Raw genomic sequence first — 15,679 nt, forward strand, 5'->3', positions numbered from 1 at the left:
CAAATGAAGATATCTGACGACAAGGACCTGTGGGTCACCTGGGAAGACTACAACCGCCTCATCGAGCGCCTGGCGCTCAAGGTGCACGAGTCGGGCTGGCAGTTTGACCAGGTGTTGTGCCTGGCACGTGGCGGGTTGCGGCCGGGCGATGTGATGTCGCGCATCTTCGATGTACCGCTGGCGATCCTGTCGACCAGCTCGTACCGCGAAGCGGCCGGCACCATTCAAAGCTCGCTCGATATCGCCAAGTACATCACCATCACCAAGGGCACCCTGGGCGGTCGCATCCTGCTGGTGGATGACCTGGTCGATTCCGGCGTCACGCTGAAAAAGGTGGTGACCCACCTGAAAGAGCATTACCCGGCGGTCACCGAGATCAAGAGTGCGGTCCTGTGGTGGAAGGCTTGCTCGATCGTCGAGCCTGATTATCACGTCGACCACCTGGCGACCAATCCCTGGATCCACCAGCCGTTCGAAGACTATGACAGCCTGGGCGCGCATCAACTGGCAGCCTGGGTCAAGAAGGGCGCTGTCTGAGCAGGTTGGCTGGCAGCGCGAACTACCTCGCGAAAATATTTTCATACCCCTCTCGAAGGGGTATTTTTTAGTCCGCGATGTTCGCGAGGCGCTTCGCAATTGATATTGCCCGCCATCAACCTAAACGTTTCATGACACCAATCCTCGATCAGACAGCGCTGCTGTCGACCTGCGACAGGGAGCCGATTCACCTACCGGGCAGTATCCAGCCACATGGCGTGCTGCTGGTGCTGCGCGCGAGCGACCGGGTGATCCTGCACCTCAGCGAGAATGTGGGGTTGCCCGGTGGCAAAATGGCCGCCGATCTGCTCGGCAAGCCCCTGGCCGATGCCTTCACTCCGGCCGCCGCCCACTGGCTCGACGCCAGGCTCTCCAATGCGGTCATCGACACTCGCCCCACCTATCTCGGCGTACTGGAGCAGGCAGGGCGGCGTTATGAAGTCCTGGCCCACACCAGCGGATCGACCCTGATTGTCGAATTCGAAACGGTGCCGCCGGACGCCGACCCGCATGTCAATTTCTTCTATCCGCTGGTGACCAAGTTCGTCGGTGCGCTGTCGGACACCCGCACCATCGACGACATGAGCGTGCTGGCCGTCAAGGAAATCCAGGCGCTGACCGGGTTCGGCCGGGTCCTGCTGTATCGCTTCGACGCCGACCAGAACGGCGAGGTCATTGCCGAGACCGCCGCCGACGGCTACCCGTCGTATCTGCATCAACGCTTCCCGGCGTCCGACATCCCGCAGCAGGCGCGCGCCTTGTACGTGACCAATCGGGTGCGTCTCATCAGTGACGCCAACTACCAGCCGGTGCCGCTCGTCCCCCAATGCGATGCGATCAGCGGCCAGCCGGTCGACCTCAGTTTCTCCGTACTGCGCAGCGTATCGCCGGTCCACATCGAGTACATGAAGAACATGGGCACGCTGGCGTCGATGTCGATCTCGATCGTCATCCGGGGCCAGCTGTGGGGTTTGATCTCATGCCACAACTTCGAGCCCCTGCGGGTGCGCTTCGAAACCCGTGCCATCTGCGAGCAATTGGGCCAGATCCTGGCGGTCCACTTCGAGGCGGCCGAAGAGCGCGAAGAATTCAATCACCGCCTCGCGTTGCGCCGCACCCTGGTGCGCCTGCTGGCGTCGCTATCCAAGCCGGATCATTTTGCTGTCAACCTGGCCACCGTCACGCCCGACCTGCTGGAGTTCGTCGAGGCCTCGGGCGCGGCCCTGGTGCTGGGCGGCGAGATATCGCTCTTTGGCGCCACGCCGGCGCCAGGCCAGATCGACGACCTGGTGCAATGGATCTCGCGCAACCGTGCCGGCGACGTGTTCGAGACCGAATGCCTGACCAGGCAATATCCGGCCGCTGCCGCCTATGCCGACATCGCCAGCGGCGTCCTGGCGCTGTCGATTTCGCAGTTGCACGATCACTTCCTGATCTGGTTCCGGCCCGAGATCGTGCAGACCATCAACTGGGCCGGCAATCCGCAGCTCAAGGCCAGCGCCGAGGATCCGGCACGCCTGTCGCCGCGGCGCAGCTTTGCCGTCTGGAGCGAAACCGTCAAGGGTATTTCTAAGAGCTGGCGCCAGAGCGAGATCGATACCGCACTCGAATTTCGCACCGCCTTGCTGGGCATCGTGCTGCGGCGTGCCGAAGAAATGGCCGAACTGGCCGACAACCTGGGCCGGGTCAACAAGGAGCTGGAATCCTTCTCGTATTCGGTGTCGCACGACCTGCGCTCGCCGCTGCGCCACATCGTCGGCTTTTCCGACATGTTGCTCGAGATGGAGCAGGAGCGACTAAGCCCGAAGGGCGTGCGCTTTCTCAACAACATCAAGTCGTCGGCCCAGTTTGCCGGCAAGCTGGTCGATGATCTGCTGAGTTTTTCGCAGATGGGCAGGGCGTCGCTGCATATTTCCAAGGTCAACATGAATGTGCTGGTGAGTGCCGCCGTCGAACGCCTGACCCAGGAAATCGACGGTCGCCAGATCCGCTGGAACATCGCCGACTTTCCCGAGGTCGATGGCGATGCCCGGTTCCTGGCGCTGGCGGTGCAGAACCTGCTGTCCAACGCGGTCAAATATACCCGTTCGCAACAGCTCGCCGTGATCGACGTCGGTTTCGAGGATCATGGCGAGCACGTCACGTTCATCTTCAAGGATAATGGCGTCGGTTTCGATGCCGCTTACGGTCACAAGTTGTTTGGCGTCTTCCAGCGCCTGCACCGGATGGAAGAATTCGAAGGAACCGGGATCGGCCTGGCCAACGTCAAGCGCATCATCGAACGGCATTCGGGAACGGTTTCAGCGCAAGGCCAGACGGGCCAGGGCGCGACCTTTTCATTTACATTACCCAAAATTGTTCCACTGGAAGCGAGGCAATAATGCTCAAACCCATCCTGCTCGTCGAAGACAACCCCAATGACCTCGAACTGACGCTGCACGCGCTCGAGCGCAGCAAGCTGGCCAACGACGTGATCGTGATCCGCGACGGCAGCGAGGCCTTGCACTACCTGAACGCCACCGGGCCCTACCAGGGCCGCGCGCCCGGCAACCCGGCCGTCATCCTGCTCGACCTCAAGCTACCCAAGGTAGATGGCCTCGAAGTGTTGCGCTTCGTGCGCGAATCGGCCAGCTTCAAGAGCACGCCGGTGGTCATGCTGACCTCGTCCCGCGAAGAGCAGGATGTCGTGAAAAGTTATGAATTGGGCGTCAACGCCTACGTCGTCAAGCCGGTCAATTTCCAGGAATTCATCAAGGCCATCTCCGACCTCGGCATCTTCTGGGCCGTGCTCAACGAACCACCGCCAGGTTCGGTGCGGGCCTCGCCGCGCAGCTGAACCTAATGCGGCAGTGTCGGCTGGACGGCCAGCAGATACTTCAATTTCGCGGCCAGGTCGTCGATGTTATAGGGCTTCGCCAGGAAATTGATATCCGACTTGCCGCTCCATTCCTCCAGCACGTCGCCTTGCACATAGCCTGACGTGAACAACACCGACAGGCCCGGACGCAGTGCCTGCGCCCTGAGCACGAAATCGATGCTGCGCACCGGGCCGGGCATGACGACATCGGTGAAGACGATATCGATGTCGTCGTTTGATTCCACCAGCGCCAGGGCCGACTCGCCGTCGGCGGCGCTCAGCGTGCGAAAGCCCAGCGCTTCCAGCAACTCGATGGTGGAGGAGCGCACGCCTTCCTCGTCTTCGACCACCAGCACCAATTCCTTGGTATCGGTCTTGGCCGGCACCGCGCGTATCGCGGCGTGTGCGGCCTCGTCGCGGGTGGCGCGCAGGTAGATCGACACGGTGGTGCCGGTTCCCACCGCGCTGTCGATGGTGATATGGCCGTGACTCTGCTTGACGAAGCCGTAGGCCATGCTCAGGCCAAGTCCGGTTCCCTTGCCCTTGGGCTTGGTGGTGAAGAACGGTTCGAAGACGCGCTCACGGATTTCGGCGGGAATGCCCGAGCCGGTATCGGTGACCGAGATGACGACAAACGAATCGGGGTCGTTCCTGAACTCCCGGGGGCCGACGTTGTGCGCCGTCAGCTTGACCACGCCGCCTTTTGGCATGGCGTCCTTGGCGTTGATGGCCAGGTTGAGCAGCACGTTTTCGAGCTTGCCGGGATCGGCTCTCACGTTCCACAGTGCATCCATGGGGCCGATCTCAAGCCGGACGGCTTCGCCCAGACCATGTTGCAGCAGGATCGAGACATCGTCGACCAGCTTCTTGACCACCAGGGTCTCGGGTTGCAGGGGCTGGCGTCGGGCAAAGGCCAGCAACTGCGACGACAGTTGCGAGCCGCGCGCAATGCCCGCCAGCGCCACGTCGATCTTTTGCGCTGCACGCTCATTGCCGGCGCAGTACATCTTGATCAGGCCCAGCGAGCCATTGATGATCTGCAGCACATTGTTGAAGTCATGCGCGATGCCGCCGGTGAGGTTGCCCAGCGCTTCCATTTTCTGGGCCTGGAACAGCGCCGCCTGGCTGGTTTCCAGCTCCTGGCTCTTTTGCAATAACTGTTGCTGGCTCAGCTTGAGGTCGGCGAAGGCGGCGTCGCGGTCACGGCGGGCCAGGAAGGCATGCGAGTGGTAGCGGATGCGCGCAATCAGTTCGCGCCGGTTTGGCCATTTCACCAGGTAGTCGTTGGCGCCCATTTCGAAACCACGGACCTTCAGGATGGGATCGTCCTCGGACGACAGCATGATGATGGGCACATCCGGGTCGGGTCCGTCCTGGCGCAGCAGGCGGATCACTTCGAAGCCGTCGATCACCGGCATTCTCAGATCGACCAGCAGGATGGTAGGGCGTCGCTCGCGGGCAGCGGTCAATGCCGATCTGGGATCAGATACGCTGGCGAAATCGAGATCGGCTTCGTCGGCCACCATCTGGGCCACCAGCTCGGTACCCATCTCTTCATCGTCTATCAGCAGGATCTTGTGCCGGGTCTGTGGGGTATCCATAAGGTCGGGAGTGCGGGCAGGCAAATTGGCCAATAGCGGGCTCTTGAATTATAAGTTTTGGCGTTTTTTGCCGTTCGGAACGATCACCGCTAACGGCAGTGGTGGCCGGCGGACTAAACGGTTTAGGTAAGCGCTCTCACTAAAAGTTGCAACGTCGGTGACGAAAGTTGCCGGCCCACGGGTTTGCGTTGTCGCCAATGCAAAACGCCCGATGCGAGGCATCGGGCGTTGCATGATCAGGCGCTTGTCTTAGCGTGCCTGTTGCTGGCGCGTGGCCGCCAATGGCGCCGGCTTGTCCATGCGCCAGCTCACCAGTGCCACGGCGATGCCGGCCACCGGCAGGATGGCGGCGACATAGGGCACCGCATGCAGGCCGGGCCCGTGGTCGATGGTCAGGCCGCCCAGCCAGGCGCCGGCCGCATTGCCCAGGTTGAAGGCGGCGATGTTGACGGATGACGCCAGGTTGGGCGCGCCGGTGGCTTTTTCCAGCACCCGCATCTGCAGCGGTGGCACGGTGGCGAAGGCGGCCATGCCCAGCAGGCCCACGCCGATGATCGAGGCGATCTTGTTTTCGTTAGTCAGGCCGAACAGCACCAGCACCACCGCCAGCGCGATCAGGCTGCCCACCAGCGTCGGCATCAGTCGACGGTCCGACAGCTTGCCACCGGCCAGGTTGCCGATCACCAGGCCGACCCCGAACAGCAGCAGGATGGGCGACACCGCCGCCGGCGCAAAGCCGCTGATATCGGTCAGGATCGGTGCGATATAAGTAAATGCGGCAAAGACGCCACCGAAACCCAGCACCGTCATCGCCAGGCCCAGCAACACCTGGGGACGACCCAGCACGCGCAACTCGCGACCGAAGTCGGCCGGCTCGCCGCCTTGCGAGCGTGGCACCAGGAGGCCGGTCGCGGCCAGGGCGACGACGCCGATGGCGGTCACCGCCCAGAATGTGGCGCGCCAGCCATACATCTGTCCCAGCCAGGTGCCAAATGGCACGCCCAGCACGTTGGCGACCGTCAAGCCGGTAAACATCAAGGCAATCGCGGAAGCCTGCTTTTCCTTCGGCACCAGGCCGGTGGCCACCACCGAACCGACACCGAAGAAGGCGCCGTGGGCAAACGAGGCGATGATGCGGCCGATCATCAGCGTGTTGTAGTCGGGGGCCAGGGCGCAGGCCAGGTTGCCGATGACGAACACCACCATCAGGGCCATCAGCAGCGTCTTGCGCGGCAGGCGGCCGGTGGTGGCGGTGACCAGCGGCGCGCCGACGAACACGCCCAGCGCATAGCCGGTCACCAGCATGCCGGCCGCCGATAGCGTCACGCCCAGGCTGGCGGCGACCTCGGGCAGCAAGCCCATGATCACGAATTCGGTGGTTCCGATGGCGAATGCGCTGATGGTCAGCGCCCAGAGTGCAATTGGCATGTCATGTTTCCTTGGTTGAATGTGAAATGCGGAATACGGAATGGCATGCAGTGTGCGTGAAGTGTTTGTTGAGAAAAATACCGTTAAAATCAAAAAATATTTGATCTGGAGTCAAGGATGCCGATTCAATCCGAGGATTTGCGCAATTTCGTCGCGGTGGTCGAGGCGGGCAGCCTGTCGGCGGCGGCCGAGGTGCTGGGGCAGACCACCTCCGGCGTCAGCCGCGCGCTGACCCGGCTGGAAGAAAAACTGGCCACCAGTCTGCTGACCCGCACCACGCGGCGCATGGACCTGACCGAAGAGGGCACGGTGTTTCTGCAGCAGGCGCGCAGCATCCTAGCGGCGCTGGACCAGGCCGAGGAATCGATGCGGTTGCGCACGCAGAAACCGGTCGGCAAGCTGCGCGTGGATGCCGCCGCGCCGTTCCTGCTGCACTGCATCGTGCCGCACGTGGGCGCGTTTCGCAGCGCCTATCCGGGCATCGAGCTGGAGCTCACCACCAATGATCGCTTCATCGACCTGGTCGAGCAGCGCACCGATATCGCCATCCGTATCGGCGAACTGCAGGATTCGACCCTGCACGCCAAGGCGCTCAGCACCGCGCGCATGAACGTGGTGGCCAGCCCCGATTATCTGGCCGCGCACGGCACGCCCGAAGACGTCGATGCCCTCGATACACATACATTGCTCGGTTTTTCGCAGCCGGATTCGCTTAACATGTGGCCGCTGCTGCACGCCGGTGGCGATCGCTACCCGGCACGTCCGGCGGTGCGCGCTTCCAGCGGCGAGACGATCCGCCAGCTGGCGCTGCATGGGCAGGGCATCGCCTGTCTGTCGGACTTCATGTCGGACGCCGATATCGCCAGCGGTCGCCTGGTGCGATTGCTGGCCACCGCCGATAGCGGCTATCGCCAGAAGATATCGGCGGTTTATTATCGCAACACGCAGCTGGCCAGGCGCATCAGCTGCTTTCTCGATTTCCTGCACGAGCGGCTGTGAAATTAGCCGGTCACGAACGCAACGAAATGCAACGTGCCTGGTCTGAGGCTGGGCAGCATCGCATCACAACAAGTATTCGCCAAGAATAAAGACGATCCGGAGAACAAGATGACAACAACGGGGGCCAGTCGCGCCATGGGACAACAATGGTTGCGTGCAGCGCTGTGCGTGGTGGCAGGGGTGGTCATGGCGTGGGCCGACATGCCCGTGGCCGCAGCGGCCAGCGCCAACGTCACCAGCTTTTCGCCACAGGGCGAGGTGGCGCGCATTCGCCAGGTGCGGGTGCGTTTTTCGGAATCGATGATCAAGTTCGGCGATCCCAAGGCCGCAGCGCCGTTCGATGTCGACTGTTCGGTGGCCGGCACGGCGCGCTGGGCCGACGACAAGAACTGGGTCTATGACTTCGAACGTGACCTGCCGCCCGGCACCAGTTGCGCGCTCAACGTACGCAGCAGCGCACGCTCGGTGGCCGGCAATGCGGTCGGCGGCAAGAGCCGCTACCAGTTCAGTACCGGCGGGCCGGCGGTCAGGCAGACCCGTCCCTATAACGGCGCGACCATCACCGAAGACCAGGCGTTCATCCTCTACCAGAACGGCGCTGCGGTGGAGTCCACGGTGCTGGAGAACCTGTATTGCGAGGCCGAAGGCATCCACGAGCGCATCCCCGTCAAGTTGCTGGCGGCGGCCCAGCGCCAGGCCTTGCTCAAGCAATTTGGCGACAATGTCGATCCGGCCACCATCACCATCGTGCAATGCCAGCAGCGGCTGCCCAACGATGCAGCGGTGCGGCTGATCTGGGATCGCGGCATCGCCGCGGCCAATGCGCCAGCGATCAAGACGGCGCAGCCGCAAGTGTTCAAGTACAAGGTGCGCAGCGAATTCAGCGCCAGCTTTTCATGCCAGCGCGAGAATGCCAACGCCGCCTGCTCGCCGATCCTGCCGGTGACGCTGTCGTTCTCGTCGCCGGTGCCGCGCAAGCTGGCCGAGCAGATCGTCATCGATGGCGGCAGCGGCAAGATCAAGCCCACCTTTGCCCAGGACGAGCGCGGTGAAACCGTGGGCGCGGTCACCTTCAAGCCGCCGTTCGCCGAGAAGTCTGCCTTTACCATCAACCTGCCGTCCGGATTCAAGGATGAAGACGATCGCACGCTGGCCAATGCCGGCGCCTTTCCGCTGAAGTCGGCGATGGCCGATTTCCCGCCGCTGGCCAAGTTTCCGGCGGCGACGTTCGGCATCATCGAGCTCAATGCCGACCCGGCGCTGCCGGTGACATTGCGTCGGGTCGAGGCTTCGCTGCAAGTGCGTGGCACCGATGGCCGCGCGCTGCCAGGCAAGGTGGTCGACCTCAAGGTGCAGGATGACCGTGGCATCATCACCTGGCTGACCCGGCTCAATCGCTATCACGAGAAATGGGGCAACCCCAAGCAGGTCGATTCGCGCAGCATCAGCCTGCTCGAGCGCGAACCGGGCGTGAAGACGCTCAACCTGCCGCAACCGAAGGAAGCGGTCGAAGGCACCTGGCCGTTCGAGGTGGTCGGCATCCCGCTGGCCGACCCCGGTTTCTACGTGGTCGAGCTGGCCTCGCACAAGCTGGGCGCGTCGCTGCTGGGCAAGCCGCAACCGATGTACGTGCGCACCAGTGCGCTGGTGACCAACCTGTCGGTGCACGTCAAGCTGGGGCGCGAGAACGGCGCGGTCTGGGTGACTCGCCTGGACGACGCCAAGCCGGTGGCCAACGCCGATGTGCGCGTCTCCAGCTGCACCGGCCAATCGCTGTGGCAGGGCAAGACCAACGCGGCCGGCGTGGCCATGCTGCCGGTGCTGGAAGACCCTTGCGTCAACCTGCCCTATGAAGAGGGCCGTATCGGCGGCCTGTTCGTCAGCGCCCGCAAGAGCGACGAGAAGGGCCGCGCCGACATGGCGTTTGCCTTGACTTCGTGGAACGACGGCATCGAATCGTGGCGCTTCAACCTGCCCACCGATACCTCGAAACAAGCCTCAACCCGCGCCACCACCATTTTCGACCGCACGCTGTTGCGCGCCGGCGAAACGGTCTCGATGAAGCACCAGATGCGGGTCGAATCGATGCGAGGGTTCGGCCTGATGCGCACGCAAGACCTGCCCACGCGAGTACGCATCACGCACCAGGGCAGCGGGCAGGAGTTCCAGTTCCCGCTGTCGTGGCGTGGCGGCAAGAGCGCCGAGACCGTGTTTGCCCTGCCCAAGCAGGCCAAGCTGGGCGCCTATGACGTGGTGCTCGACTATGGCCGCGCCGACGCCAACCGGCAGGATGCCGATAATGACAGTGAAAGTGCCAGCGATGGTGGACGCAATGCGTTCTACACCGGTAGTTTCCGCGTTGAAGAATTCCGCCTGCCGCTGATGCAGGGCCGCATGACCGCGCCCAAGGGCGCACAGGTGGCGATCAAGGAATTGCCGCTTGAGTTGCAACTGAACTACCTCAATGGCGGCGGTGCTGCCGGGCAGCAAGTGCGGGTGTCGAGCCTGCTGCGCGCGCGCAGCGTGAGCTTTACCGGCTACGACGGTTTTTCGTTCGAGCCGCCGCAGAACGATGACAGCGGCAGCGACCAGAAGATCGTCGCCGACAAGCTGGCCGTCACGCTCGACAAGAACGGCAGCGGGCGCACCGTGATCGCCAAGCTGCCGACGCTCTCGCGCGCGCAGGAACTGCTCACCGAGATGACCTATAACGATCCCAATGGCGAGGTGCAGACCATCTCGGGCGTGACGCCCCTGTGGCCGTCGGCGGTGGCGGTCGGCCTGCGCGCCGGCAACTGGGTCTCGGTTAAGAAGAAGCTGACCCTCACTGCCGTCACGCTCGATACCGATGGCCGGCCGCAACCCGGGGTGGCCGTCGAGATCCGTGCCATGGCCCGCAAGACCAACTCGCACCGCAAGCGCATGGTGGGCGGCTTCTACGCCTACGAGAACGACCAGAGCACGCAGGACCTGGGCAAGCTGTGCTCGGGCAAGAGCGACGCCCATGGCATGTTCAATTGCGACACCGAACTGTCGGAGCCGGGCAATGTCGAGCTGATCGCCAGCGCCAAGGATGCGCGCGGCAATGCCAGCTCGTCCTATTCATCGGTGTGGGTGACCGGTCGCGGCGAGCTGTGGTTCGATGGCGAGAACCAGGACCGCATCGACATCCTGCCCGAGAAAAAGACCTACCAGGCCGGCGAGACGGCACGCTTCCAGGTGCGCATGCCGTTCCGTCACGCCACCGCGCTGGTGGCGGTGGAGCGCGAAGGTGTGATCGACACCCAGGTGGTGCAATTGTCGGGGCAGGACCCCAGCATCAGCGTGCCGGTCAAGGCGGCCTACGGACCTAACGTCTATGTGTCGGTGCTGGCCGTACGCGGCCGGATGCGCGAAGTGCCGTGGTATTCGTTCTTCCTGTGGGGCTGGAAGGAACCGGTCAACTGGTGGCATGAGTTCCGCGAGTACCAGGCGCCGGGCACCATGGTCGACCTGTCCAAGCCGGCCTGGAAGTACGGCATCGCCGAGATCGGCGTGGGCGACGCCGCTCACAAGCTGCAAGTGGCCGTGACCACCGACAAGACCAGCTACCCGGTGCGCGGCGTGGCCAAGGTGCAGGTGCAAGTGAAACTGCCGGACGGCAAGCCTGCATCGGGCGCCGAATTTGCCCTGGCCGCCGTCGACGAAGCGCTGCTGGAGCTGCAACCCAATGGCAGTTGGGACTTGCTCAAGGCGATGCTGCAGCGGCGCAGTTATGGCATCGAGACCTCGACCGCCCAGATGCAGGTGGTGGGCAAGCGTCACTACGGCAAGAAGGCCACGCCAGCGGGCGGCGGCGGCGGTCGTGCGCCCACCCGTGAGTTGTTCGATACGCTGCTGCTGTGGAAGCCGAGCGTCAAGCTTGATGCCGATGGCCGGGCGCAACTGGAGGTGCCGTTGAACGACGCGCTGACCTCGTTCCGGATCGTGGCCATCGCCGATAGCGGCGCCGACCTGTTCGGCACCGGCAGCACCTCGATCCGCGCCACGCAAGACGTGCAACTGATCTCAGGCCTGCCGCCCCTGGTGCGCGAAGGCGACAGCTTCAACGCCATGGTCACGTTACGCAACACCACCACCCGCGACATGAAGATCAAGGTCATCGCGCGTACCCAGGACAGCGCCCTGGCGCTGCCCGAGCGCGAACTGGCGCTGGCCGCTGGCCAGGCCTCGGAGTTGACCTGGCCGGTCACGGTGGCGCAGGACCTGAGCCAGTTGAATTGGGAGATCACCGCCCAGGAGCAGGGCGGCAGTGGTGCGCGCGACGCCATCAAGTTGAGCCAGCGGGTGTTGCCGGCGGTGCCGGTGACGGTGCAGCAGGCCACGCTGTTCCAGCTTGACAAGAGCGCCGCCATCGATATCGCCCAGCCAGCCGGCAGCCTGCCGGGGCGTGGCGGCCTGGCGGTCGGCCTCAAGGCCAGCCTGGCCGGTGGCAGCGATGCCTTGACCCGTTACTTCACCCAGTATCCGTTCTCGTGCCTGGAGCAAAAGACTTCCAAGGCGATCGGCTTGCGTGACGAAGCCGGATGGCAGCGTATCGCCGCCGACCTGCCGACCTATCTTGATGGTGACGGCCTGGCCTATTACTTCCCGCCCTCTGACGGCTCGGCGCGACGCGGCAGCGATACGCTGACCGCCTATCTGCTGGCGGCCACCAATGAAGCCGGTTATGCCGTGCCGCCACAGAGTCGCGACAAGATGCTGGACGGCCTGGCCGGGTTTGTCGAAGGACGTATCACGCGCGAATTCTGGTCGCCCCGCAAGGACCTCGACGTGCGCAAGCTGGCCGCGCTCGAAGCCTTGTCCCGCTACGGCCGCGTGCAGCCCGCCATGCTGGGCTCGCTGCAGATCAATCCCAACCAGTGGCCGACCTCCGGCCTGCTGGACTGGATCGCCGTGCTGCAGCGGGTGCCGGCCATCGCCGAGCGCCAGAAGAAGCTCGATGAAGCCGACCAGATCCTGCGCGCGCGCCTGAACTTCCAGGGCACCCGCATGGGATTCTCCAGCGAGCAGGACGATTACTGGTGGTGGCTCATGAGCGGCGCCGATGCCAACGCCAACCGCCTGATCCTGCTGCAGCTGAACAACCCGGCCTGGCGTGATGACCTGCCGCGCCTGGTGGCCGGCGCCATTGCCCGCCAGCAGCGTGGTCACTGGAACACCACCACCGCCAACGTCTGGGGTAGCCTGGCGCTGGACCGCTTCGCCCGCAAGTTCGAAGCCGAAAAGCCCGCCGGCAGCACCCGCGTCACGGTCGAGCCGGCCACGCAGAGTTTTGTGTGGAGCGCCGGCAGCGACGGCGGCAAGCTGCAACTGCCATGGCCGGCGACTGCGAGCGGAGGTGCGGCACGCTTCACCCATGACGGCGCCGGCAAGCCCTGGGTCACGCTGCAAAGCCTGGCGGCGGTGCCGCTGACGCAGGCGTTCTCGAGCGGCTATCGCATCACCCGCAAGATCGAACCGGTGGAGCAGAAAGTCAGCGGCAGCTATAGCCGTGGTGACGTGTTGCGCGTGAGCCTGGAGATCGATGCCCAGACCGACATGACCTGGGTAGTGGTGAGCGACCCGTTGCCGGGCGGCGCCACGCTGCTGGGTTCGGGCCTGGGACGGGATTCGGTGATCGCCCAGGGCGAGAGCAGGAATGACGGCGGACGCGGCTGGCTGGCCTATGAGGAGCGCAGCTTCGAAGCCTATCGCGCCTATTACGAGTCGATGCCCAAGGGTCGCACCAGCATCAACTACACGGTGCGCCTGAACAACGTGGGTGAATTCAACCTGCCGCCGACCCGGGTCGAAGCGATGTATGCGCCCGAGATGTTTGGTGAATTGCCGAACCAGAAGGTCGTGGTCAAGGCGGCGCCGTGACGCGATGCCGGCGACGCTTGCCTGCGGCGCTGCTGGCGGTGGCCTTGCTGTCGCCGCTGGCGGTGCAGGCCGCGCCCGGCTTTGCCGAGGTCAAGCGCGACTTCGTGCCATCCGACGCCAGCCTGCTCGACCGCCATGGCGAACTGCTGCAGCGCCAGCGCCTCGACATGGGCGAGCGCAAGCTGTCCTGGGTCAGCCTGGAAGACGTCTCGCCGGCCTTGCGGCGGGCGCTGGTCGCGTCCGAGGACCGGCGTTTCTACCAGCACAGCGGGGTCGACTGGAACGCCGTGGCGGCCTCGGCCTGGGGTAACCTGTGGCATACCCGCACCCGTGGCGCATCGACCATCACGATGCAACTGGCCGGATTGCTGTACGACGATCTGCGCCGCAAGTCGAATGCCCGTTCGATCAGCCAGAAGCTCTCGCAGGCCTGGGTGGCGCAATCGCTGGAGCGCAACTGGCGCAAGGACCAGATCCTCGAGGCCTACCTCAACCTGGTCGCCTTCCGGGGCGAACTGGTGGGGGTGCATGCCTTGTCGCGGGTGATGTTCGGCAAGCACCCCAGTGGCCTCAATGAACGCGAGGCGGCGATTGCGGTGGCGCTGATCCGTGGCCCCAATGCGACGCCGCGCCGGGTCGCCGAGCGCGCCTGCGCCATTCTCAAGGATGAGGGCGTGCCCGAGCAGTGCCAGGGCCTGGAAGGTCGCACCGAGCTCGACCTGGCGCGCGCCACCGCGCGGCGCGATCTGCCGGGCGCCAGCGACGCGCCGCAACTGGCGCCGCATCTGGCGCGTAAGCTGCTGGAGCGCCCCGGCCAGCAATTGCGTTCGACCCTTGATGCCCCGCTGCAGCGCTTTGCCAACCAGGCCCTGCGGCGGCAGTTGTCGGGGCTGGTGGACCGCAATATCGAAGATGGCGCGGTGATCGTGATCGACAACGCCAGCGGCGAAGTGCTGGCCTGGGTCGGCTCCAGCGGCAACCTGTCCGGCGCGGCCGATGTCGATGGCGTGGTGGCGCAACGCCAGGCCGGTTCCACCCTGAAGCCTTTCCTGTACGAGCAGGCGATCGAGAACAGGTGGTTGACTGCGGCGTCGCTGCTGGACGATTCGCCGGTCAATCTGGCCACCTCGGCCGGGCTGTACATTCCGCAGAACTACGACAAGCAGTTCAAGGGGCTGGTGAGCCTGCGCACGGCGCTCGGCTCGTCGCTCAATATCCCGGCGGTGCGCACGCTGGTGATGGTGACGCCGGAGCGCTTCTTTCAGCGCCTGCAGGCGCTCGGTTTCAACCTGCGCGAGAACGGCGACTACTACGGCTACAGCCTGGCGCTGGGCAGCGCCGACGTGACCCTGGCCAATCTCGCCAACGCCTATCGCGCACTGGCCAACCAGGGGCGATATTCGCCGTTGCGCACGCGGCTTGAAGAGAGCAGGGCAGTGCGCGCTACCCAGGTGATGAACCCCGAGGCCAGCTTCATCATCGGCGACATCCTGTCCGACCGTAGCGCGCGGGCGCGCACCTTCGGTCTCGAGAACGCGCTGTCGACCCGCATGTGGACGGCCGTCAAGACCGGTACCTCCAAGGATATGCGCGACAACTGGTGCGTCGGTTATTCGACCCGCTACACGGTCGGCGTGTGGGTCGGCAATGCGTCCGGCGCGCCGATGTGGGATGTGTCCGGCGTCACCGGCGCCGCGCCCATATGGCAAGAAGTGATGCAATACCTGCACACGACCCGCGGCGCGGCGATGAAGGCGGTCGCCCCCAATGCGCCGGCGGGCGTGGTGGCGCGCGACATCCGCTACCAGGACCAGATCGAGGCGATGCGCACCGAGTACTTCCTGCCCGGCACGGCGCAGGACGACATCCGGGTGGCGCGCGGCGGCGAGATCCGCACCGCCATCGCCTATCCGACGGCGGGCATGCTGAGCGCCCTCGATCCCGACATTCCGCCGCAGCGCCAGCGTATCCGCTTTCGGGCGCAGGGTGCGCCGTCAGGCAGTCGCTGGGTGCTGGATGGCAAGACGATTCCCGAATCGATGCGGGTGCAGGGCTCGCCTCGCGAGTTGATGGCCGACTGGATGCCGTGGCCGGGCAAGCATGTGCTGGTGCTGCAGGATGGCGCCGGCGTGCAACTGGACAGCGTGCGTTTTGAGGTGAGGGGAGCGGTGGAGCGGGCGCAGGTGAAGAGCGCAAAGAAATAAGTAAAGCATGCGCGAGGCGGGGATCTCGATGCCCGTATGGCAAGGCGCCCCAAAACGCAAAAGGCCGATCAGCTTTCGCTAATCGACCTTTTATGTTTTGGTGCCATAAGTAGGACTCGGTCACGTTCCGCGACCCCGGTTTGCCTTGC

The 15,679-nt window shown here is 64.4% G+C and carries 8 protein-coding genes; 6 read left to right on the plus strand and 2 right to left on the minus strand.

Features of this window, described 5'->3' with window-relative positions; translation table 11 throughout:
• The first annotated feature begins 3 nt into the window (after positions 1-3).
• The 3 genes from LBW87_RS17855 to LBW87_RS17865 all read left to right on the plus strand — a co-directional run bounded on the left by LBW87_RS17855 (position 4) and on the right by LBW87_RS17865 (position 3,373).
• Positions 4-537 carry a phosphoribosyltransferase gene (locus LBW87_RS17855; protein WP_225202813.1) on the plus strand — a complete coding sequence of 178 codons (534 nt, stop codon included), beginning with the start codon at positions 4-6 and terminating at the stop codon, positions 535-537.
• A 131-nt stretch (positions 538-668) separates the two neighbouring features.
• Positions 669-2,918, plus strand: coding sequence for an ATP-binding protein (locus tag LBW87_RS17860; protein ID WP_225202814.1), 2,250 nt, complete (start codon positions 669-671; stop codon positions 2,916-2,918).
• Positions 2,918-3,373, plus strand: coding sequence for a response regulator (locus LBW87_RS17865; protein ID WP_225202815.1), 456 nt, complete (start codon positions 2,918-2,920; stop codon positions 3,371-3,373). The genes LBW87_RS17860 and LBW87_RS17865 overlap by 1 nt, the downstream gene beginning before the upstream one ends.
• 2 nt (positions 3,374-3,375) lie before the next feature.
• Here the strand turns inward: LBW87_RS17865 and LBW87_RS17870 are convergent, their stop codons facing one another.
• A complete protein-coding gene (locus LBW87_RS17870; protein ID WP_225202816.1) occupies positions 3,376-4,995 on the minus strand; it encodes a response regulator in 1,620 nt (539 codons plus the stop codon).
• A gap of 249 nt (positions 4,996-5,244) precedes the next feature.
• Positions 5,245-6,423 carry an MFS transporter gene (locus tag LBW87_RS17875; RefSeq protein WP_225202817.1) on the minus strand — a complete coding sequence of 393 codons (1,179 nt, stop codon included), beginning with the start codon at positions 6,421-6,423 and terminating at the stop codon, positions 5,245-5,247.
• Between the two features lie 117 nt (positions 6,424-6,540).
• Here LBW87_RS17875 and LBW87_RS17880 point away from each other — a divergent pair, with 117 nt between their 5' ends.
• The 3 genes from LBW87_RS17880 to pbpC all read left to right on the plus strand — a co-directional run bounded on the left by LBW87_RS17880 (position 6,541) and on the right by pbpC (position 15,530).
• Positions 6,541-7,422 (plus strand): LysR family transcriptional regulator, encoded by an 882-nt coding sequence (locus tag LBW87_RS17880; protein WP_225202818.1) that lies wholly within the window; start codon positions 6,541-6,543, stop codon positions 7,420-7,422.
• A 108-nt stretch (positions 7,423-7,530) separates the two neighbouring features.
• Positions 7,531-13,326, plus strand: a complete 5,796-nt coding sequence (locus tag LBW87_RS17885; RefSeq protein WP_225202819.1) for an MG2 domain-containing protein — start codon at positions 7,531-7,533, stop codon at positions 13,324-13,326.
• A complete protein-coding gene (pbpC, locus tag LBW87_RS17890) occupies positions 13,323-15,530 on the plus strand; it encodes a penicillin-binding protein 1C (protein ID WP_225202820.1) in 2,208 nt (735 codons plus the stop codon). The genes LBW87_RS17885 and pbpC overlap by 4 nt, the downstream gene beginning before the upstream one ends.
• The last annotated feature ends 149 nt before the right edge of the window (positions 15,531-15,679 follow it).

The organism is Herbaspirillum sp. alder98 (genome assembly GCF_020179755.1).
Lineage (GTDB): Bacteria > Pseudomonadota > Gammaproteobacteria > Burkholderiales > Burkholderiaceae_D > Herbaspirillum.